Origin of the sequence: Dyadobacter sp. 22481 (assembly GCF_052044875.1) — a bacterium.
Lineage (GTDB): Bacteria > Bacteroidota > Bacteroidia > Cytophagales > Spirosomataceae > Dyadobacter > Dyadobacter endophyticus.
In genome coordinates this window covers 470,881-492,503 of sequence record NZ_JBQENV010000001.1, presented here as the reverse complement: position 1 = coordinate 492,503, position 21,623 = coordinate 470,881, and the positions used below count along the sequence as shown (strand labels likewise).

The following is a 21,623-nucleotide window of genomic DNA, read 5'->3' as shown; positions in this document are numbered from 1 at the left end:
ATGGCTAATCAATGCTGTAAAAGAAACTTCTCAGTTCGGTTGCGAAAACGTCCGGCACCTCTAACGCTGCAAAGTGACCGCCCTCGCTCATTTTCCGGAAACTGACGACGTTCACGAAACGTTCTGCCCACTCTTTCGGGAACTGGGCCTCCCGGGGGAACAGGGCCACACCCGCCGGTACATTCGATTTTTGTAATGGCTGGGCACCACTCCATTGCGCTATCGCATCGGCCTTGTACATCCTCACCGAGGTAGCGATGGTTTGTGTCACCCAATAAATCATCACGTTGGTAAGCAACCCGTCCCGGCCGCCAAATGCGCCTTCCAGGATTTCGGGAGAAGCCCCGGCACTGCCAAAGCTGAGGATCCAGGCAGCGAGTCCGGTAGGCGAATCGTTCAGTCCGTAGGCAAGCGATTGCGGTTTGGTGGCATGTACCATCGCATAAGCACCTTCGCTGTACCACCATTGCTGTACAAACTGCGCGAACTGTTTTTCAGCCTCGGTCATCGTAGCGGGGTCTTCCTGGCCCATGGGGTAGCCAACGTCCGTAAAATGCACCCCAGCGACAATCCCGGGATATTTGGAGGCCAATGCTTTCGTAACACCCATTCCCACATCTCCGCCGGCCGCATAGAATTTTTCATAACCCAGGTTACCGGTCATCAACTCTTTCCATAAATCGGCAACTGCTTCGGTGGTAAGGGCCACTTTACCCGAAAATCCGAAGCCCGGAATGGAAGGGATCACCAGGTCGAAACTCTGTTCCCCTTCGGTCAGGAGCGGGATGATCTTGTGGAACCGGTAATAGCTGTCGGGCCAGCCGTGCGTCAGGATGAGCGGCTTGGAATTCTTGCCTTTGCCTTTGATATATTGAAAATGGACCTTCACCCCATTCACGTCGGCAATGTATTGCGGGTATTTGTTGAGTTCGGCTTCCTGCTTGCGCCAGTCGTAGGTGGTAAGCCAGTATTGCACCAGTTCCTTCAAATATACCTCGCTGGTACCGAAGTGCCAGCCCGAGCCCTCCGCCTCTCCCGGCCAGCGGGTGTTCTGCAAACGGCTTTTCAGATCATCCAGTACTTGCTGCGAAACCGATACTTTAAATACCTCCATGTTTTTCATAGTTGCGTTTTTTTTGGTTTGTGAAAAAGTGATCACCGGGCTCAGTACGAGCGCTGTAAAAATGAGCATGCGAAGTTTTTTCATGGCGTCCTGTTGTTTGAGTAAAACAAAGGTATAGCTATGAAGCGGGGTGCCGTTAGGAAGGATTTCGGGAAAGATAGTAAAAAACTCCGCTGAACAAATCAGTTTTTCCGGTATTCGGTCGGCGTTGTATTTGTCTGCTTTTTGAACGACTTATTGAAATGCGAAGCGTCCTCGAAGCCCAGCCAGTAGCAAATCTCCTGGATCGACAAGGACGTTTGTTTCAGCAAACTTTTGGCTTCCATCACCACATATTCGTCGATGAATGCCTTTGCGGGCTTGCCTAATTCCGACTGCAAGACTTCACTCAGGTATTTCGGGGTGATATGCAATGCAGTCGCGTAAAATGCAACTTCCTTATGCTCCGGGAAATGCTCCGCGACCAGCTTCCTGAATGCCTGGGCTATTTTTTCTTTGTTGGAAATGCCGTTGGAAACCCGATTCGAAATGCCGTTCGGGCTGCCGGCGTTTTGCGGCTGACCAGACAGCTCGGAATGGAACGATTCGGCCAGCATCAGCAAGGAATGGACGATACCCGGAACTGCACTTTTGTCGTCTCTTAATTCTTTGAGCAGACTAAACAACGACGCCATTTTTCGGGTCTGGTCGTCCGAGAGCCTGATCACATGCCTGCCCCCGTGGAAGAAGAATGAAAGCGAATGCAGAAACGAGTTGTTTTGTAAACCCGCCAACAGCTCTTCCGTAAAATAGACCGTATCGTGCTCGGCCGTATAGTTGCCCGTCCACTGGCAAACCATCCCCGGCCCTACGGTCGTAAGGCACCCGCCCGTAACCAGGTAGTCGGTACTGCCGATCTTGAACACGTCACCTTCGCCAGAATACGTAACGCCCAGACCAAACGTGAATGTCCGGAACGGGAAATTTACATGAGCGCTTTGATAGGTATGCCTGTCGGCCAGAAAGAACGGAACATTGAAACCATGGGAATTTTGGTGTTTGAGAAACTCGTACAGATTGAAGGACGTCAGATTGAATTTTTTGTGCATAACGTGCTGGTTTCTATGTTCCTGTTTGTCAACGGCGGGCGAACGCCCTATCAGGCCGCCAAAATAGCGAAAATTTTATTTTACCATTAAAAATAGTTTTACTGGTAAAATAGCTATTTTTGAATGGAATGTAAATTAACAATCAGCCGGACAGACATGATGAGGACGTTGGATAACCTGCAAATGGATGGAGGATGCCTGGTGTTTAATTTCGTAAACACTGTCAATACCCGAAAACCGGCGCCTGAATTCGACTACCTGGAAACATTTGAGGATGTTTTAACGTGGTCCGCAAAGGCGGAATCGCTTGACGGGAAGCAGTTACGGGCTCTTAGTGAATATGCCGTGCAGGAGCCGGACGCTGCCCTGGCGGTGCTTCAAGACATGATTGAAGCCCGCGAAATGCTCTACGGTTTATTTTCGGCCATTGCCAAAGACACCCCGCCCGACGTTACGGTGACCGATGCGTTCAATCAGAGGCTATCAATCGCGTTCCAAAGGATTCATTTAACGTTCGGCCCCGCCGGTGCCGAGATACATTTAGACGGCAAAGGGGTTTCTTTGAACGAGCCGCTGCTTCCCGTCCTGAAATCCGCATTTGATATCCTTACCCGCGATGGTTTTGAAAGGATAAAAGAATGCCCACGCTGCGGGTGGCTTTTTCTGGACACTTCTAAAAACGGAAAGCGTAAATGGTGCGATATGAATGTGTGCGGCAGCCGCGAAAAATCGCTCGAATACTATTACAGGAAAACCAAAGCCCGCCATAACACATGAGCTCCGGCAAATACATCAGACATCTTCTGCTCATCGCAACCGCATTCACCATCCTGCAATGCACCCGCGACGGGGGACAACAAGCGACGATCGGCTATCCTACGCCACAGCCCGACTCCATCGCGATGCCTTTCCTGCCCGGCATTGTCAGCAGCGATTCGCTCGATTTCAACTCAGCCTTTTCGCCGGATGGGAAGTCCTTCTATTTTTCAAGATCAGGCAAGGGTAAATGGATGATATATGTAACGGAGCTGCAAGCAGAATCGTGGAGCAAACCCCGGTTGGCCCCGTTCAATGAGCTTCGCTATTCGCAGGCTGATCCCTTCATCACCAGCGACGGGACGCTGTATTATATTTCGAACCGGCCCAAAGTCGCCGGAGACACCATTTCCGACTATGATATTTGGCGGGTCCGCCCCCGGCCGGACGGCTCCTGGACGAAACCCGAAAATGTGGAGGCCGTAAATTCAGACAGTACCGAATATTATGTATCGCTTGCCGCTAATGGTAATCTGTACTTTGCGTCCGACCGGCAGGGCGCACTCGGATCGCACGATATATACGTGAGCCGGTACGTGAACGGCAATTTCACGCAGCCTGAAAACCTCGGCCCGGCTATCAATTCCGTCAAGATGGAACATGATCCGATGATCGCACCGGATGAGCGGTACCTCCTCTTCACGTCCGTCGACCGGAAAGATTCGCATGGAAGCGGTGACCTCTACTACGCACTCCGCAATGAAGACGGCACCTGGGCAACCGCTGAAAACATGGGCACCCGATTCAATACCGACAGCTATGAATACTGCTCCTACCTCACCCCGGATGGACAGTATTTGTTTTATAGTTCAAATTACGACGTAAAATGGATCAGCACAAAACACCTCCCGCGGGCGCGGTGATGCTGGTGATCAGATCAACGCCCGCGGACGTATCAACATAGCTGATTTGAAAGATTACGCATTTATCAAACAGCAACTTGGCCTGACTGACTAGCCAGGCCGGGTTGCCGTGCGGATATCGATATACGTAGCGAAAATAAGGCGAAGAACTAGGCACCCGGAAGCGGTCCTGAGGGGCGATAGGTATTGATAATCATGCCCGTCGAGGTGATTTGCGTGCCGACCAGCGCGAGACGGCCCGCGGGAACGCCGTTTTCAAACAACCGCTTTCCTCCGCCAAGCACCACCGGAGCGATCCACAAGCGGTGCTCATCGACGAGCCCGGCGGAGATGAGCGTTTGCAGCAAATTGCCGCTGCCCCAGATATGGATATCAGGCCCGTCCGAAGCCCGCAGCCGTCCGATTTCTTCCACGTCGTGTACAACCTGGGCGTTGTGCCAGTGGGTTTGGTCAAGCGTGCGTGTGGCAATGTATTTCTTTGCTTTGTTGAACGCTTTTCCGATCGGATTGTCGTCGTGCTGAGGCCAGTACGACGCAAAGATGTCGTAGGTACGGCGCCCCAAAAGCATTTCAAACTCTCCTGCGATGGTTTCATTGATGGTCTTATTCAGCAGATCGTCCCCGTAATGCATAAACCAGCCACCGTGCGTGAACCCGCTGCTCGGGTCTTCATCGGGCCCGCCAGGCGCCTGCATGACGCCGTCGACCGAAATTTGGGTAATAGCAATGATCTTTCCCATGTTTTCTCCTCTATTTAGTTTTTCTGATTCAGCGAAATCGTGATCTGACTAAACAAAAGTACATTGACATTCAATGGAAGTCCGGGTGCAAACCTGCCAAAAGAAGGGGGCAATCGCGTAAACCCTAAACCGACCACTCGGTAGGCGTCTTACCGAATTTTTTCTTGAATGAATGTGAGAAATGTGAAAGACTTTCAAACCCGAGGTCGAGGTAAATCGCCGACGGCTTCTTGTTCTTGGTCTCGATCAGGTACCGGGCTTCCGCAAGCCTTCGTTCTTGAAGCCAGTGCCGCGGGGACATACCGAATAGCCGCTGAAAATCGCGCTTGAAACCCGCCAGGCTTCTTCCGGTAAGCCTCGCAAACTTTTCGACCGGCACATTGTAATGGAAATTGCTGAGCATGAATTTTTCCAGATCCATTTTATAGGGCTCCGAAAAATCGAACAGCATTTCTTCCAGCTCCGGCATGGCGTGCATCAGCAAATGCACCGCTTCTTTCACTTTGAGCATCCCAAGGCTGGTGGTTACAGCCTCGTGCGGGTTGCGGACATAAGGGATTACCGACTGAAAGAAGGCACGCAAAAAGTCGTTTCCCGGGATGAGCACATTGGGCGGCCCGGAGTATTTGTGCCCCGTTTCGACCTGCTCTTCGAGCGCAATCGTCCGCAGCATGTCCTCCTGCAAGCAAATAACGATGGTCTGATAATCTTCCCCGTCCAGGGGGGTCTTGGTAATTTCGCCTAACTGATTCTTTTGTACCAGCAGCATCTCGCCGGCGCCCATCGATACCTTCTGCGTGGCCGTTTCCAAGGAAAAACGGCCCGAGACCTGCAATATCAATGTATTGTGTTCCATAAATGCCACTTTATCTTTCCTCTGTTTCGAGAAATAAGAGTAAAAGATAACACCCGGGATTATTTCAGTTGGATTCGTCACGCCGTAAAGATATTAAAAACCAAGGCTTGAAAATAGCCCCGCTATCGTTGAAGATAGGTTCCTCCTACTATTGCGCCAGGTGCAAAGTGCGTATTAAGCACATCCATTTCCTCTGGGGTAAACCCGATTTCCATCGCCTCCACGTTTTCCGACAGTCGCGCCCTCCGGTTCATGCTCACCAGCGGCATGATATGGTCACCCTGCGCATTCACCCAGGCGATCGCCAGCTGCGTCGCCGTGTACCCTTTATCCCTTGCCATTTGTTTTAATACCTCCACCGTTGCCAGGTTTTGGATAAGGTTCTCTCCCTGGAAACGCGGAAAGTGGTGCTGGTAACTGCCGGCTGCGAGCGGAGCGTGCATTTCCCCCGTCAGAAGCCCCTCGGCCGTATTGGCAAACGCTACAACGCCGATGCCCAGCTCTTTGGCCGTCGGAAGCAGGTCGCTTTCGATTTGCCGGTCGGCCAATGAATAGCCTATTTCCAAAGCGGTTACCGGATGGACGCTATGCGCCTGACGCAGTTGCTCAGCGGTAATTTCGGAGACACCCAGGTACCGCACTTTCCCTTCCGTGATCAGGTCGGCGACTGTACCGATCACGTCTTCCACCGGAACGCTGTTATCCAGCCTGCATGGCTGGTAGAGATCGATGGTATCAATCCCCAGACGCACGAGTGAATAGTTGATGAAGTTTTTGATGGCCACCGGGCGAAGGTCCAATCCAAGCCATTGGTTATTGTAAAAAATAGCCCCGAACTTGACACTGATGAAAGCATCGTCGCGGCGGCCTTTGATGGCTTTACCCACCAGCAATTCATTGTGACCCGCGGCGTAAAAATCCCCCGTATTCAGGAAATTAATGCCATGATCCAGCGCCGTTTGAATGGTAGCAATGCTTTCGGACTCGTCACTGCCCACGCCTCCCCAAACGGGCGACATCCGCATACAGCCCAATCCAAGTTTAGAAACAAGCGGCCCATTCTGGCCAAGGTTTATTTTTGTGATCGTTGTCATCTTTTTTCGTTGGTTTTAACGATACAAAGATGACGCGTTACCGCCCCCCGCCGATTTCCTCCACGGCTCAAATAACTTGCTTGTACGGATCAGGTTGTATAAACGCGCTACCCGGGAAAGATTTTACCGATCATCCGGCCGATCTCGACAAAATCGTCGTGGTTGCTGACGGACCGCTTTTCAGTCTCGTCGGCATTTTGTTGTGAGAATGGATAAATGAGCAAGAAATTGTTTGTCAATGCGTGCTGGTTCAGGATGTCGGGCACCTGGCCCATTCTCGGAAAAAAGGATACCATTCCCCGTTTGGCCATAAACAATATCAGCCCCTCGTCGGCCGAGATCCCGGCGATAGCCTCCTCGGCCTCGCCCCAGTAGTCGATCGTGTGCGACGATAGTTCAATGGCGGATTTTTTGGCTACCCTTTCGATGATACTGATGATCGGGGCGCTGGTATAGAAAGCCATTTCCGAGCCCGACGACTTCCCGATGTTCCATACGCGGAGCAGGGCATGGAAAAATCCGGGCTCCTTATCCGCTCTGGGCGGGATGAGAACAAAGTATTTTTTGATGGTCGAAATGGGCTGAACCGCATGGTAGATCAGCGTGTTGACATTTTCATTCTGCAAATAGCCATTGGTAAGGTTGTAAACGAACGAAGGCGTCAGACCTTTGTCGGGCTGCAATGCGAGTATCAGATCGGTTATCCTCTGTTCTTTGATCACATTGCTGATACCCGTTGCCGCATCGCTGTCGTACCGGGTAAGCGGCTGGATCCGGATGTCGGCGGCCGCGGCCATCGTCACTGCCGCGTGGAGTGTTTTTTCCGCATTCCTGACAGACGACTCATTCTTTTCGTCATTGATCACATTCAATGCGAACAGCCTGTTTCTGTTATGCGTTGCCTTGATGAGTAAGCCAAGGTTCACCGACTTTTCCACCGTCTCCTCATAGTTGACGGCGATCAGAATATTTTCAGTCTCCGGATTCACACCCGACGCCGTAGCCTCGTTATCGGCCTCCGCGATCTTTGCCGCGCTCGACATCGACACAAACGACGAAACCGTACAGGAAATGAGTATCAGCAGGATACTGCCATTGAGCACGTGTTCACTCAACAGACGGACCGGCTCGCCGCTTTCAGTTTCGGAGAGAATGATGTTATAACCCACCATCACAGCCGCCAGCGTTGCCGCCGCCGACGCCGAACTCAACCCGAAAATGATCATGCCTTCATCCTTCGTCAACCTGAATGTCTTCTGCGTCAATACCGCCGCCAGATACTTTCCGCCAATAGAAGCAACGAGCATTACTGCCGCCACACCGAGGGTTTCCAAACTTTTGAAGAAAACCGAAAAATCGATCAGCATTCCCACACTGATCAGGAAAAAGGGAATGAACATAGCGTTACCGACAAACTCCACCCGGTTCATCAGGGCTGACGTATGAGGAATAAGCCTGTTGAGCGCAAGCCCGGCAAAAAAAGCACCGATTATCGCTTCGATGCCGGCAAGTTCCGCCAACACGGCTGCGAGGTAGATCATCACCAGCACAAATATGTATTGGGAGATTTTGTCGTCGACCTTTTTGAAAAACCATCTTCCTATTATTGGAAAAACAAATAATACGGTGAGGCTGAACGCCAGCACGGAAAGGCCCAGGCGCAACCAGAATGCACTATTTACTTCACCCTGCGTCATACCCACCACCACGGCCAGCACCAGGAGCGAAAGGACATCCGTCAGCATCGTCCCTCCTACGGTGATATTAACCGACAAGTTTTTCGCAACGCCCATTTTGCTCACCAGTGGATAAGAAATGAGTGTGTGTGAAGAAAAAAGACTGGCAAACAGTACGCAGGTAAGTAACGGAAAATCCAGTACATAATAACCGCCTGCCATTCCCAGAATAAACGGAACGGCAAACGTGAACACGGTAAATGTGATGCTCTTGCCCATGTTCTTCTTGAAATCGCCCATATCGATTTCGAGCCCAGCCAGGAACATGATGTAAAGCAGGCCTGTAGTACCGGTAACGACTACGCTGCTGTCGCGCGACAGAAGGTTCAGGCCGTTGGGCCCTACCAGGGCACCGGCAATCAGCAGGCCCAGCAAATGCGGTACCTTGATTTTATTGAGCAGCAGTGGTGCACCTAGTATGATGATCAGTTCAAGCAGAAACTTCAATACCGGGTCTTCGATCGGTAAACTGCCGATGTGGATGTTGAGCAGCGGCATAATTTAGCGGTTTGTCAAGCGGTTCAGCTCGATTGAAAATTTCGCAGTACACGATTTGTCGATACCCGCGGTTTGCATTCCCTTGATAAGGTTTTTATTTTCCCGCGTGAGTTCCACCGTCAATTCAAGATTTTTGCTTGCCGAAGTGTCGCTGGCGTAATGGAGCTGGATGCTGGTACTGTCAAACTTCGCAGAAAACACCCGGACGACCTTATTATTATTGATCACACGAGTGTAAAGCCCGGTTGAGTCACTGATAAATTCCCAGGTATTGGACCGCTGGTCGCCGATGACATAGTCACTGCAATTGGATTCGCGGCAAACCGACTTGCTATTCCAGAGTCCGGCAATATCGTCGGGCCAGTGCTGGATGATAACGGCTGTATCTCTCCTGGTGAGCAGGCTGTCGCGCATGCGCAGAAGCGACTGATAATCGGCCTCTTTGGTCGCGAACTCTTTCTCTCTTGCAAGTATTCGCTGCTCCCGCAAGTCAAGCCCGCGCTCCTTTTCTTTGTTGCGACAACCGCAGAACAGGCTCAGGATTACAAGTGTGCCAGGAAGGTATTTGTATAATGCCATAAGGAGAAGAGTTCTGGTGGAAAATGCCGGATAGTGCGGCCCGCTTTCATAGCGTATGGCCAGGCAAGTTAAAAAAGTATTACTTTAAACAAAGCCAAAACTACCCCGAATGCGCTTGCAGCAGGCTGCGGTAACGGTCGAGCAACCTCGATTTTGCAATGAAACCGATGTAACGGCCTTTGGGATCGGTGACGGGCAAATGCCAGGAGCCGGTCTGATCAAATTTGGTTACGATCCGGGCAACAGGCTCTGTCTCCGCAACCGTTGCAGCCGGCTCCCGCATGAAGGAAGCGACAGTCAAACCGGTTTCTTCGCCCGAAGCAAACAGGTAAGGATGCAGCTCTTTAACGAGGATTATTCCGCGTAAAATACCCTCGCTGTCTACCACGGCCATGTGGTTATGCCGGTTTTCGTGCAATGCATCCACAAAGTTTTCAAATGGCAGGTCTATGTTCACCACGGGTACGTCCTTGTCGATGAAATCCAGCGTATTCAGCTGTGAAAGCAGGTTCCGGTCGTGTTCCCGCGTGAATATCTTGCCCTCATCGGCCAGCCTTTTCAAATCGGGAGAGATGGCCGAAAACCATTTGGAGATCAGAAAGGACATAACTCCCACTACCATCAAAGGAATAAAGAGATCGTATCCCGAGCTGGACTCGGCGATCAGAAATATTGCCGTCAGAGGGGCGTAAAGAACCCCGCTCATGACACCCGCCATTCCTACCAGTACCAGGTTCGCCACCGGCACGTCGGATATGCCGATGAAGTTGCAGAACAAGGCAAATACGAACCCGAGCGTGCCGCCTGCAAAAAGCGAGGGGGCAAAGTTACCGCCATTACCGCCGCTGAAAATAGTGATGGAGCTTGCAAAGGCCTTCAAAAGGCACACGATCGTGAGGAACACGACGACAGCCCACCGCTGTTCACCGACAATACCGAAGAAGCTGTTTTCCATCAATTCGCCGACCTGCCCGTTGACCAGCGCCTTGATTGTTTCGTAACCTTCCCCGAAAAGCGGCGGGTACAAAACGCAGAGCGTCGACAGCACCGCTCCTCCTATCATCGCCTTTCTGAGCCTCCCGCCTTTGAGATTGGCAAAAAATCGCTCCACCTGATGCCCGATTACCACAAAGTACCGGGCATAAAGTCCACACAAAACACCCAGCACAAGGTAAAAGGGCAGGTTGTGGTAATTGAAGGGGTGGCGGCTGCTGAAATGGAACAGGGTCTCCTCATTGAGCAGCATTCTGGAAAGCACATTACCGCAAACTGCCGCCAGTACGAGGGGAATAAAGTCCGTAAAAACCACACCGGTTAGCAATATTTCCACGGCGAACATCATCCCGGCGATCGGCGCGTTGAAGGCCGACGCGATCCCGGCTGTGGCCCCGGCCGCCAATAACAAGGTCCGCTCGCGGTAATCGAGCTTGTAGGTTTGTGCGAAATTGGACCCGATCGCCGAGCCAGTTACGGCAATGGGGCTTTCTAGTCCCGCAGAACCTCCAAGCCCCACAGTAATGGCACTTTGCACTATTTGCGAGTACATTTTCACCGGGGCGACGATACTGGAATTCTGGGCGATTTCATGCAGGATAGCCGGAATGCCTTTGCGGTCATTACCGCCGAAGAACAGGATCACGACAATGGAGGTGAGCACGATCCCCAGGAAAGGGAACACCGCATAAAACAGGATCTGCGTCTCAAAATGCACCCTGTGCGTGATCAGATTATGAATGCCGTGCACCAGTGATTTGAGGATTACGCCTGCCAATCCGGCACTGCAACCCACCAATATCCCGGATAATATCAGAAATTGCGACCTGGTCAGGATATTTTTAAGCCAGAAGATAATGACTTCATACAGCTTGAACTTCCTTAAACTGTACGCAGTCAGCCCTCTTTTAAATTTCAGGAATGAGTGGAATTTCTTGATTGTAGCCTGTTTCACAATGGTCAGCTTTGTTCCCTTTACGATACGTCTGGGTTAACCGGATAAAGTAAAGGTAAAAATCCAGGCCAGGCAAACCTTTCAACCGTTGAAACGAACACCAGTAAAGCGATGTCCTGTGGTACCGTCCCATTTATATACCCACTCCATCCAGCTGTATTTGATATATCTGGATTTGAGTTTTTGATGAAGTTCTTCGGACTGCTCTACGCCATTGACGATCAGGAACATGTTGTGAAGCCGGAAGCTCAGGTTTTCTTTGTCGGTAGCGACACCCTCAGTGATCAGATCGTCGATGATCTGGTCCTGTGTCCTTTTTTCTTCTTCGGCGGTTGCGTCATTTATCTTATTCCTCAGGCTGGTCAGAACCTCCTCAAATTGCTTCCGTATTTTACCAAAATAATCCCACTGGGCTTCAAAATGCTCCTGAGAAGTCTCGATCATCCCACTCCGCAGACGGTCGAGCACATTTGACGATTGCTGAGCATCGTTCAATGCGGCGAATCCCTGCGAACGTAACTTGGCCTCCGTTTGCTCCTTCCGCATGCGTGCGGATTCAGACCAGATGATAGGATTAATTTCCTTTCTGAGACTATCCGCATTTCTCAAATCATCGTTGGATACAGCCGTAGTCAATCTGGAAATGAGCGTTCTGAGCTCAGATAAGGAATCTATCAGATTTTGCTGACCAGCGTCCGTAGCTTCGTGCACGCCTGCAAAAGACACAGCTACGCCGATTTTTGGCTTTTTGAGCAATTTGTCGTCAGGTTTACTTTTATCTGAAACAAGCGTTGCATCATCGTTCAATAAAGGCAAGATGCCCACACTACCGGGGTTCACCTTTTGTTGACTATCCGCTTGCTTTTCAATCGCCGGCTTTGAATGTTCGTAATTTCTGGTCGCCATCAGCATGACTGTTGCCGCCAATAAGGGGAAAATGGACACGTATTTCCATCCCATCCATCCAGGTGTACGTTGCTTGTAGATCATCTGAATTCGTTGCTTTAAAAGTGATTTGTGGAAGAAATTGCTTGTTACCGCCGCAGACAAGGCCCGACGGGCATAGGATATCATAAAAGTCGCGTAGCGATCTTTATCCTCCGCGCCCTCGTCAGCGAGGAATTCGTGGAGCTGTTCGAGCGAGGACTTGTACAACCACAGCACGGGGTTAAACCAAAAGAATACCTTTAACACCTCGATTAACAATATATCCAATGAGTGCCATTGCCGGATATGGACCAATTCATGGGCGAATATGGATTCAAAATACTCTTCATAATCTTCCGGTGAGACGACCATCCATCTCAGAAACGAAAACGAACCGCTGCCGACCTTCCCGCCCTGATTTATTAAAAGTCTGCATTCCTCCGTTGGCACCGGCACTGCCGATCGAATGACGAGATAAATGCGGATCAATGCCCTTAATAAAAGTAAAAGCATAAGCGACACACCCGCCAGATACACAAACGGAATAACCAGCTGCCAATCGGGGACCGTGGATCCATGCACCGCATTCGAAGTAGCGGACAAATTTGCAGCGCTTACGAGCGGGCTCTCTGCTGGCAAAAGGCCGACTTGCCCACGCATTTCTACCGCGGGTATGAGCATGCCTGCGAAAAGCGACGCGATTAGGTAGAGTCTGTTCGCCATAAAGAAGGTATGGTTTCGAAATAGTGCCCAGTAGACTATGTAGAAAATAATCCAGCATAAGTTCACTTTAAGCAGATAATGAAGTGCATCCATAAATATGGGATAGTTTATCTTTCGCTCTTCTTTTGTTAATGGGATCTTCCAGCTCACCCAGGTCGCTTATAAGTGATGGGAAGTTTTCCTTCGTCAGGTGAATTTATTACTAACTTTTTAGTAATACAACTAAGCAATTAAAATAAATACTAAATAACTAGTTGTCATTTCGGCCACAGGGAATTTTCCCGCATTCCAACGCTTCGTCCGCCATGAGCGTCCTGGCTATAAATTGTCAGCATTATGAACAGACTATTACTTCTTCTCGTACTCGCATTAGCCTTTGCCCAGTGCAAACGCAATAGAGATCCCGAACCTCAACCGGAAATCTCCGGCATTGTCGGCGAATGGCATATGATTGAAACCCGGTATACTTCCGGCGATTCAACAGTTATTAAAAACATGACCAACGAGCCGCAGAGAGCCTTTTCGATCCGTTTCGATGGCGTGATGCTGTACGACGGATATGCATCTTGTTGCGCCGCGTCTGAGTACCTGGTCAATGGAAAGGCGTTCGAAGTAAAACCGCTTAAGGACGTGCCTCATGACCTGGATTGTGGCTTGGTCGACTGCTGGGCCTGCCCGAAGCTGATCATCACCCAAACAGGCGACGAGATGACGATCGAGTCATGTAACGGGGGAATTAGCAAATATGTGAGAAAAAAATAGCAGCGTATAGCATTCAGGGTTATTCGCCCCGCTTCCTCATTGCCCATTCAACCAGCCCCCGTCCTGCCGTTTACTAATAACAGGACAACACACTCATTTCCAGTGTGATATTTTCTATATTTGCATATACCGCGCCCCGCGGCCTATTTTACCTAAACATGATCTGTGACTCAAACTTCTACGCTCATGAAGCACGGCCATTGTTACCTCGCACTCGTTGTTATTCTTTCGGCCTGCTTCAAAAAGAAGGAGGAAAAAGAAAAACCCGTATCCGACAGGATCACGGTGTGTTACAATCCCCAAACCACCGACGCCGAATGGTACCGTTCGAAAAAAAAGGCGCCGATCCTGAGCGGATTGCAAGGCGTCAATTTCAAAATTTCGACTACCAACCCGGAAGCACAGGCCTATTTCAACCAGGGAATGATGCTCTCCTACGGCTTCAACCACGCGGAAGCTGCCCGGTCGTTTTATGAAGCCACCCGGCTCGATTCGACCTGCGCCATGGCCTACTGGGGTTTCGCCTACGTGCTCGGACCCAATTATAATGCAGGTATGGAGGAAGACAATTTCGAGCGCGCCTGGGCTGCGGGCGAGAAAGCACAACGGCTGGCAGCCAACTGCACGCCGAAAGAAAAGGCGCTGATCGGCGCGCTCGCCGCACGTTATGCCAAAGTACCTCCCGCCGACAGAGCTTCGCTGGACATTGCTTATGCCGCGGCCATGAAAAAAGTATACACGCAATTTCCTTCCGATCCTGATATCGGGGCGTTGTATGCCGAGGCGCAGATGGACCTGCACCCCTGGGACCTGTACGAAAAAAAAACGAAGGCTCCGAAATCCTGGACACCGGCGCTGGTAGCTGTTCTGGAAGGCCTGCTACAAAAGAACCCGCAGCACCCGGGCGCGCATCACCTGTACATACACGCACAGGAGGCTTCCGCAACGCCTGAAAAAGCCCTGGCTTCTGCCGCGCTGCTCGATTCTCTGGTTCCCGGTGCCGGTCACCTGCTCCATATGCCGTCGCATGTTTACATCAATACCGGCGACTACCATCTGGGCTCGCTTTCCAACGTCCGCTCGGTAGAGGCCGACAGCAGCTACATTACCACCTGCCATGCGCAAGGTGCCTACCCACTCGCCTATTTTCCGCACAATTACCACTTCCTGGCCGCTACCGCTACACTGGAAGGCAACTCGGAGCTGGCTTGGCTGGCTGCACGGAAAGTACAGCAATACACCGCGAAGGAGGTAATGCGCCAACCCGGCTGGGGCACGCTGCAGCATTATTATACCATCCCCTATTATGTTGCTGCGAAATTTTCGATGTGGGACACCCTTCTTGCAGAGCCGAGCCCGGCAAAAGATCTGGTTTACCCGCGGGCAATCTGGCATTACGCGAGGGGAATGGCTTTTTTAGGAAAACATGACCTGCCCCACGCGCAGGAAGAAGTGAAGGCACTCGGTGCATTGGCAGCCGACACCACCCTGAAACACCTCACCATCTGGAATATCAACACTTCGGCGGACCTGGTACAAATCGCGTCCAAAGTGCTGTCGGCCGGCCTAGCAGCACAGCAAAATCAGCTCGACAAGTCAGCCTCGCTGCTCAGAGAGGCCATTGCCATCGAAGACAACCTCAACTACAATGAGCCGCCCGACTGGTTTTTCTCGGTCCGGCACCACCTGGGCGCGGTGCTGCTTAAAGCCGGAAAGAATGCAGAAGCCGAACGCGTCTATCGCCAGGATTTACTGACCTGGAAGAAAAACGGCTGGGCGCTGATTGGTCTCTACAATGCTTTGGAACAACAAAAAAACACCACCGAAGCGCAAGCGGCAAAATCCGCTTTCGGCAAATCCTGGCAGCATGCCGACATCAAAATCGCCGCATCATCGAGTATTATGGATTAGTAAAAAGCAAAAGCGGGTGTCTCAAATCCAATCGGGACACCCACTTTCATTTTTTGTTTTACCTAAACGTCCATCGCGTCGTACACGATCACCTTGTCCCAAAGGTGGCTGCAATCCTTGATGAACTTTTGGTGGATCGGGTGGTCCTGATAACTGGCCTGGCCGGCAAGATCTTCAAAAAACATCAGTTCCGACACCCCCCAGCTGTTGTCGACGACGTCCCTTTTCTCGGTACTCGCCACTACGCCGATACGGAGCTCCTTAATAGCCTCGATCTTCCGCAATGTTTTCAGGCCTTCGATGATCCGGTCACGATCGGCCACGGAGCCGGGGTTTTTAAGCCAGAAAAATACATGGTGAACCAATGGCGTTTTGCCTTTCGCAGGTGCGGCGGGCGCAGCTACCGACGCGGCAGCGCCTGCTGCCAGTGTGACGGAACTTGCGATAAATTTACGACGGGTGTTGTTCATTGTAGATGTTGAGATGTATTGAAGGATGAAAAGTGGCTTAATTGCTGCAATTTAGGGTGTTTTTGAATTAACTAGAAACAGCTGCGCTTTCTCATGAAAATGAGGCTATTTCCACCCAGGCATGCAAGAAAAAAGAACTCGAAAACGCGTGCCTGACAGTCGAAACCAATTAAAGCGCTAGGCAAACCATCCCCATTCATTTTAAAAATCAACAATCCTATTAAAATAGGCCTTCGGTTGAAGCTTTTCATCGAACAGCAGCGGGTAATCCTTCCTGCCGCGTACCGGGAAATTGTCCAGCCAGGTGGTCTTGTCGGATACATTCCAGAAAGTAATGCCGGTAAGCACGCCGCGGTTTTTGCGGAATATTTTGAAAAGCATTTCGTATTGCGCTGCCTGTTTGGCGAGAATCTCAGGCGTGAGCACGGTTTTGTCGGCCTCGGTCAGTTCGCGTCTGCCGTGTTCTTTTGCATGAATGGAAACGTCCAGTTCAGTGATCTGAACCGCCAGGCCCAGGCTGGCAAACCGGCTGATCGACTCTTGCAGTTCCGCCTCAGAAGGCTCATACACAGACCAATGCCCCTGTAATCCCACGCCGTGGACGGGCACATTCTTCGCTTTCAGTTTTTTGAGTAGCTCAAATATCTTCGCCCGTTTGGCGCTGCTCTCGGTATTATAATCATTGTAAAACAACTTCGCGGAAGGATCGGCGGCGTGGGCATATTCAAATGCCTTTTCAATATAATCTTCCCCGATGATCTCATAAAACTTCGATGGGCGGTAAATGGCCGTTCCCGTGTCAGGCACCGCCTCGTTCACCACATCCCAGGCGTAAATGCGGCCCTTATAGCGGCTTACTACGTCGGTAATATGCTGTTTCAAGCGTTCCAGGAGCACTTCGCGCGTTACCTGCTTGCCCGCGGCATCGGTAAAAAACCATTTTGGCGTCTGATTATGCCAGCAGAGCGTGTGGCCCCGCACTTTCATACCGTTCTGCTGCGCAAATGCCACAATCGCATCGGGCGCCTCCCAGGCATAGCGATCCGGCTCGGGATGGATCGGCCCCATTTTCATCGCATTTTCAGGGGTGATGCTGTTGAACTGCCTGACGATCAGCTCCGCTTCCGGGCCAGACAAATTCCTTGGAGCCACCGCTACACCGACCGGGAAATAGTCCTGGTAAGCATCCTTCAAAGCTTTCTGGGCAAATGCCTGTTCTGTGGCCAGGACCAAAAACCCGCAGCCCAACATGGCAGATAGCACGGCCTGCAAATTGTATTTTTTCATAATCCAAAAATTGCTTTTGACCTGAATCACTTGAAAAGCACCTGCGCAAATTCGAACAGGTCGTGCCGCCATACCGGCCAGGTATGCCCTCCGGGATATTCGCTGTACTGGTAGCGAATGCCCGCCTTGTCGTACTTCGCCAGCATTACCTTGCAATTCTCGTAGGCGATGTCCTTTTGGCCACCCATCGAAATGCGGAAATGTTTCAGATTAGTGTTGATATTATTCGAATTACCTTCGATCAAAGCATAATGCGACTTCGAAAGCTCCGCGTTGTTGGCAAACCAACCCGAGCTAAATACACCCAGGTAGGCAAACTGGTCGGTATTTTTCACGCCCGCATACAAAGTCTGCAAACCGCCCATCGAAAGGCCCGCCAGCGCCCGGCCCTGTGCGTCGGTTCTCACGCTGAAATTGCCCTCAACAAATGGCATAACACCTTGTTTCAGTTCATTTTCAAACATTTTCAATGCATTCTCATTAAAACCTGCAATGCCGCCGCCACCGCCCATGTTACCATCCATCATGACCACCACCATCGGTTTGGCTTTGCCTTCGGCGATGAGGTTATCCAGAATGAGGCCAGTCCGGCCCTGGGTTGCCCAGCCGCGCTGGTCTTCACCCCCACCGTGCAACAGGTAAAGTACCGGCAGCTTTTCGGCCAACTGGTCGTAACCTGGCGGGGTGTACACGCACATTTCGCGCCAGGCGTTGGAAGCTTTCGACAAGTACTTTTTCACACGGATATCCCCATGCGGCACATCGCGGAGCGCATAATACCCGCCTCCTTTAAACGGTATTTCAATGCCGCTCGCCATGCGGCCCATTCCGTAGAAGGTTTCACTGGCCGGGTCGGCCAGCGCAACGCCGTCGATCAGAAGCGAATAATAATGAAAGCCTTCCCCGATAGAATCGGTCGTGACAGACCAGAAACCGGCGGTATCTTTCACCATATCGTACTTTTTACCCAAATCCACCTGCACCCGCTGTGCACCCGGCGCCTTGGTACGGAACACGACCCGGTTATCGGGCAGGATTTGCGGATATTTCGCCGAGCGGATATTGGTTTCAGCCGGTGAACCGAGGATAGTGTATTGATTGAGACTTTTGATGTCCACCGGTTTGAAAAGAAACTGTGAAAACATAAACAGCCCATTCTTCCAAACCTTGAAATCGTGCACGCCTGGCTCTACATAGTACACATGCGGCACGTCGTTCACGAACAGGTAGTCGTGTGTACGCTTACTGAAAGTGATTAGCCGGTCGTCGTCGCCGCAAGATAGCCACAACAACTTCAACTTTCGCCGTGCAGCCGCCGGGTCCGGGATCAGTTCTTCGGGCTTTTTGGTGTTGGGAGCGGAAGAAAAGCCGCCCACCCAGGCAAATTTGTCGAGATTCCCGAGCCCGAAATTCAGCGACTGCCCGCCGCCCATCGACAACCCGGCGATGGCGCGGTGCTCGCGATCGGTAAGTACGGGATATTTGCTTTCGACAAACGGGATCAGGTCTGTGAGCAAATCCTGCTCGAACGTCGTAAATGCCGCCACCTTATCGGCCGCCATGATGTTGCCGGTGGCGCGGTCGTCCTTCATCGCACGGCCATTGGGCATTACCACGATCATCGGCTCAATCTTCCCGTCGGCATACAAGTTGTCCAGGATCAGCTGCGGATTACCGCCTTTGAGCCACTCCTTTTCATCCCCGCCAATACCGTGCAAAAGGTACAAAACCGGGTATCTAACCCTTTTGGAATAGCCGGGCGGCGTGTACACCAGCGCTTTCCGCACCGTGCCCACAGTCTTCGACTTGTAGCTTACCGTATCGATTCGCCCGGCCGCAACACCCTGCCGGGGCACATCGAAGCCCTTCGGCATTTCCTTCGCGGTATTGTTTTGGGCAAAAGCCCCCCAACCCGCCAGAAACGGGATCAGAAACAGGAAAATTTTGAGCATAATTATTTGTATAAATTTAAATTCTGACGCTCTTACCCGATGCTACCGATTTGTAAATCGCTTCCACGACACGTATGTCGCGCAGCCCTTCCTCGCCGGGGGCGATCAGGTCGGTGTTGTTTATAATGGCCAGGCAGTCTTCGTCCATTTGCTTCGCCTGCTGGCTTTTGATCGGGAAATTGATAATCGTTCCGTCCGACATGCTGCCCTTGTTCCCGTTGTAACCCGATTGCGGCTCCATTTTCAGCCAGCCTTTTTCGTAGTTTACTTGCAGGTAATTCATGTTAATGCCGAAACTGGTCTGGCAGGCAGCCCTGGCCCCGCTCGGAAAATCGAGCATAAACATCATTGTTTCTTCCACTTCCTTGTAAATGTCGGGCCGGGTGGTCGAAGCCTGGGCGATCACGCTGACAGGCTCTTCGCCCGTGGCCAGGCGCGCACCCTGCAAAGCATACACGCCCATATCGCCCATACAACCACCCCCAAGTGCCTTTTTCTGCTTCCAGTGGTCGGTACGGGCATCGAAATACCCGGCGGCGCTGTTGACCATTTTTACTTTCCCGAACTTCTGTTCCTTTGCTACCTTCATGTAAGTCTGGATATTCGGGTCGTGCTGGCAACGGTAGCCGATCGCGAGCTTCACTTTATTGCTCTTGCAGGCCGCGATCATCGCTTCACAGTCGGCTACGGACGGCGCCATGGGCTTCTCGCAAAACACATGTTTACCGGCTTTGGCTGCCCTTACCACATATTCGCGGTGCATCGAGGGCGGCAATACGACATACACAATGTCGATATCCGGGTTTTTAGCAATCTGGTCGAAGTTCTGGTAATTGTAAATGTTCTTGTCGGGAATATTGTATTTGGCTTTCCAGGTTTCGGCTTTCGCGGGCGTGCCGGTGACGATGCCCGCGAGATAGCACTTTTCGGTCAGTTGCAGCGCGGGAGCAAGCAGGTCGGTACTGTAATAGCCCAGACCCACGAGCGCAATGCCGAGCTTGTCCTTTTTCGGGGAAGTTGCTGCGATAAGCGGGTTACCGGAGAACAACGTAGCGGCCCCGGCCAGTGTTAGTGTCGATAAAAAATCGCGTCTTTCGATTTGCATAGCTTGTATGATTGAATGCTTTGGGATAGGTCATCGGCACGAACACGCCGGTACAGCTTTTAAAAGCCAGTACCGGCATCCGTTTTACCAAAATAATCGGTATTATTTTAAGGGACGATCGGTAGGATCGCGCCATCCGCGCCACGCACGAGCTCGCGTACCTTCACGTTACGCAGGTGTGTCTTGCCGGAAATCTCGGTGTCGTGGTAAAAGATGTACCATTTTCCTTTGAATTCTACAATGGAATGGTGGGTCGTCCAGCCTTCCACCGGTTTCATGATCACGCCTTTGTAAGTAAATGGCCCGTAAGGCGAGTTGCTTTCGGCATAACAGAGCAAGTGGGTATCGCCGGTAGAATACGAAAAGTAGTATTTGCCGTTGTACTTGTGCATCCATGCCCCTTCGAAAAACCGGCGATCGTGATCGCCACCGAGCAGCGGTTTTCCTTGCTCGTCCAGGATCTGCACGTCGCGCGGCGTTTCGGCGAACGTGAGCATATCGCCACTCATCTTCGCCACTTTGGCGCTTAATGCAGGCTCCTGGTCGTGGCCCTTGCCCAGGTCGGTGGAAAGCGACTTGTCGTACTTCCCCGAATGCCAGCGTTGCAGCTGCCCGCCCCAGATGCCCCCGAAGTACATATAAGTCTGCCCATCGGTATCGGTAAAAACGGCCGGGTCGATGCTGTAACTACCCGGAATAGGCTTTGCCTCAGCCTTGAAAGGGCCCGCGGGCGATTGGGCAGTAGCCACTCCGATCCGGAAAACATCCTCCTTATCTTTCACAGGAAAGTACAAATAATAAGTACCGTTCCTAAATGCCGCATCGGGCGCCCACAGCTGGCGCCCTGCCCAGGGAATGTCTTTCAGGTCCAGCACCACACCGTGGTCGGTCACCTTGCCGCCGATGTTATCCATCGAATACACGTGGTAATCCCGCATGTTGAAATGCCCGCCTTCATCGTCCTGAGGCACATTCGCCTCGATATCGTGGGATGGGTAAATGTAAATCCTGCCGTTGAAAACATGCGCGGACGGATCGGCGGTGAACAGGTCGCTGATCAATGGCTTCACCTTGGCGTGCTGACAAAAGCCCGTTCCCAGGCCGGGGCCAACCATAGCCGCCAGAGCCAGTAGTCCGGCTGATAA

18 protein-coding genes are annotated in these 21,623 nt (G+C 51.6%); 4 read left to right on the top strand and 14 right to left on the bottom strand.

Annotated features, from left to right (window positions below):
• Window positions 1–4 precede the first annotated feature (4 nt).
• Together ACTJJJ_RS01790 and ACTJJJ_RS01785 are read right to left on the bottom strand one after the other, a co-directional pair.
• On the bottom strand, window positions 5–1,207 hold the full coding sequence (locus ACTJJJ_RS01790) for an epoxide hydrolase family protein (RefSeq protein WP_440701279.1): 1,203 nt from the start codon (window positions 1,205–1,207) through the stop codon (window positions 5–7).
• A 98-nt stretch (window positions 1,208–1,305) separates the two neighbouring features.
• Entirely contained in the window at window positions 1,306–2,211 is a 906-nt protein-coding gene (locus tag ACTJJJ_RS01785) for a helix-turn-helix domain-containing protein (RefSeq protein WP_440701278.1), read from the bottom strand.
• 156 nt (window positions 2,212–2,367) lie between these two features.
• Here ACTJJJ_RS01785 and ACTJJJ_RS01780 point away from each other — a divergent pair, with 156 nt between their 5' ends.
• Together ACTJJJ_RS01780 and ACTJJJ_RS01775 are read left to right on the top strand one after the other, a co-directional pair.
• Entirely contained in the window at window positions 2,368–2,988 is a 621-nt protein-coding gene (locus ACTJJJ_RS01780; RefSeq protein WP_440701277.1) for a CGNR zinc finger domain-containing protein, read from the top strand.
• Window positions 2,985–3,890 (top strand): hypothetical protein, encoded by a 906-nt coding sequence (locus ACTJJJ_RS01775; RefSeq protein ID WP_440701276.1) that lies wholly within the window; start codon window positions 2,985–2,987, stop codon window positions 3,888–3,890. The genes ACTJJJ_RS01780 and ACTJJJ_RS01775 overlap by 4 nt, the downstream gene beginning before the upstream one ends.
• Before the next feature lie 149 nt (window positions 3,891–4,039).
• Here ACTJJJ_RS01775 and ACTJJJ_RS01770 read toward each other — a convergent pair whose 3' ends face one another.
• The 7 genes from ACTJJJ_RS01770 to ACTJJJ_RS01740 all read right to left on the bottom strand — a co-directional run bounded on the left by ACTJJJ_RS01770 (window position 4,040) and on the right by ACTJJJ_RS01740 (window position 12,991).
• The gene (locus ACTJJJ_RS01770) at window positions 4,040–4,630 is read right to left on the bottom strand and encodes a dihydrofolate reductase family protein (RefSeq protein WP_440701275.1); all 591 of its coding nucleotides are present in this window, start codon (window positions 4,628–4,630) and stop codon (window positions 4,040–4,042) included.
• Window positions 4,631–4,754: 124 nt separating this feature from the next.
• Window positions 4,755–5,486, bottom strand: a complete 732-nt coding sequence (locus ACTJJJ_RS01765; protein WP_440701274.1) for a helix-turn-helix domain-containing protein — start codon at window positions 5,484–5,486, stop codon at window positions 4,755–4,757.
• A gap of 122 nt (window positions 5,487–5,608) precedes the next feature.
• Window positions 5,609–6,580, bottom strand: coding sequence for an aldo/keto reductase (locus ACTJJJ_RS01760; protein ID WP_440701273.1), 972 nt, complete (start codon window positions 6,578–6,580; stop codon window positions 5,609–5,611).
• A gap of 107 nt (window positions 6,581–6,687) precedes the next feature.
• Window positions 6,688–8,814, bottom strand: coding sequence for a cation:proton antiporter (locus ACTJJJ_RS01755; RefSeq protein WP_440701272.1), 2,127 nt, complete (start codon window positions 8,812–8,814; stop codon window positions 6,688–6,690).
• A 3-nt stretch (window positions 8,815–8,817) separates the two neighbouring features.
• Entirely contained in the window at window positions 8,818–9,393 is a 576-nt protein-coding gene (locus tag ACTJJJ_RS01750; protein WP_440701271.1) for a hypothetical protein, read from the bottom strand.
• 100 nt (window positions 9,394–9,493) lie between these two features.
• Window positions 9,494–11,341: a chloride channel protein gene (locus tag ACTJJJ_RS01745; RefSeq protein ID WP_440701270.1), complete on the bottom strand. Its 1,848-nt coding sequence runs from the start codon at window positions 11,339–11,341 to the stop codon at window positions 9,494–9,496.
• Between the two features lie 81 nt (window positions 11,342–11,422).
• Window positions 11,423–12,991 carry a M56 family metallopeptidase gene (locus ACTJJJ_RS01740; protein WP_440701269.1) on the bottom strand — a complete coding sequence of 523 codons (1,569 nt, stop codon included), beginning with the start codon at window positions 12,989–12,991 and terminating at the stop codon, window positions 11,423–11,425.
• A 336-nt stretch (window positions 12,992–13,327) separates the two neighbouring features.
• Between ACTJJJ_RS01740 and ACTJJJ_RS01735 the strand changes: the two genes are divergently transcribed.
• Window positions 13,328–13,753, top strand: coding sequence for a hypothetical protein (locus ACTJJJ_RS01735; protein WP_440701268.1), 426 nt, complete (start codon window positions 13,328–13,330; stop codon window positions 13,751–13,753).
• A 186-nt stretch (window positions 13,754–13,939) separates the two neighbouring features.
• On the top strand, window positions 13,940–15,664 hold the full coding sequence (locus ACTJJJ_RS01730) for a tetratricopeptide repeat protein (protein WP_188931347.1): 1,725 nt from the start codon (window positions 13,940–13,942) through the stop codon (window positions 15,662–15,664).
• Between the two features lie 62 nt (window positions 15,665–15,726).
• Here ACTJJJ_RS01730 and ACTJJJ_RS01725 read toward each other — a convergent pair whose 3' ends face one another.
• The 5 genes from ACTJJJ_RS01725 to ACTJJJ_RS01705 all read right to left on the bottom strand — a co-directional run bounded on the left by ACTJJJ_RS01725 (window position 15,727) and on the right by ACTJJJ_RS01705 (window position 21,593).
• Window positions 15,727–16,134, bottom strand: coding sequence for a Dabb family protein (locus ACTJJJ_RS01725; RefSeq protein WP_426295065.1), 408 nt, complete (start codon window positions 16,132–16,134; stop codon window positions 15,727–15,729).
• Between the two features lie 201 nt (window positions 16,135–16,335).
• On the bottom strand, window positions 16,336–17,421 hold the full coding sequence (locus ACTJJJ_RS01720; RefSeq protein ID WP_188931351.1) for an endo-1,4-beta-xylanase: 1,086 nt from the start codon (window positions 17,419–17,421) through the stop codon (window positions 16,336–16,338).
• Between the two features lie 26 nt (window positions 17,422–17,447).
• Window positions 17,448–19,373, bottom strand: a complete 1,926-nt coding sequence (locus ACTJJJ_RS01715) for an alpha/beta hydrolase-fold protein (RefSeq protein WP_440701267.1) — start codon at window positions 19,371–19,373, stop codon at window positions 17,448–17,450.
• Window positions 19,374–19,389: 16 nt separating this feature from the next.
• Window positions 19,390–20,478, bottom strand: coding sequence for a Gfo/Idh/MocA family protein (locus tag ACTJJJ_RS01710; RefSeq protein WP_440701266.1), 1,089 nt, complete (start codon window positions 20,476–20,478; stop codon window positions 19,390–19,392).
• A gap of 107 nt (window positions 20,479–20,585) precedes the next feature.
• The gene (locus ACTJJJ_RS01705) at window positions 20,586–21,593 is read right to left on the bottom strand and encodes a glycoside hydrolase family 43 protein (RefSeq protein WP_426295858.1); all 1,008 of its coding nucleotides are present in this window, start codon (window positions 21,591–21,593) and stop codon (window positions 20,586–20,588) included.
• Between the last annotated feature and the right edge of the window lie 30 nt (window positions 21,594–21,623).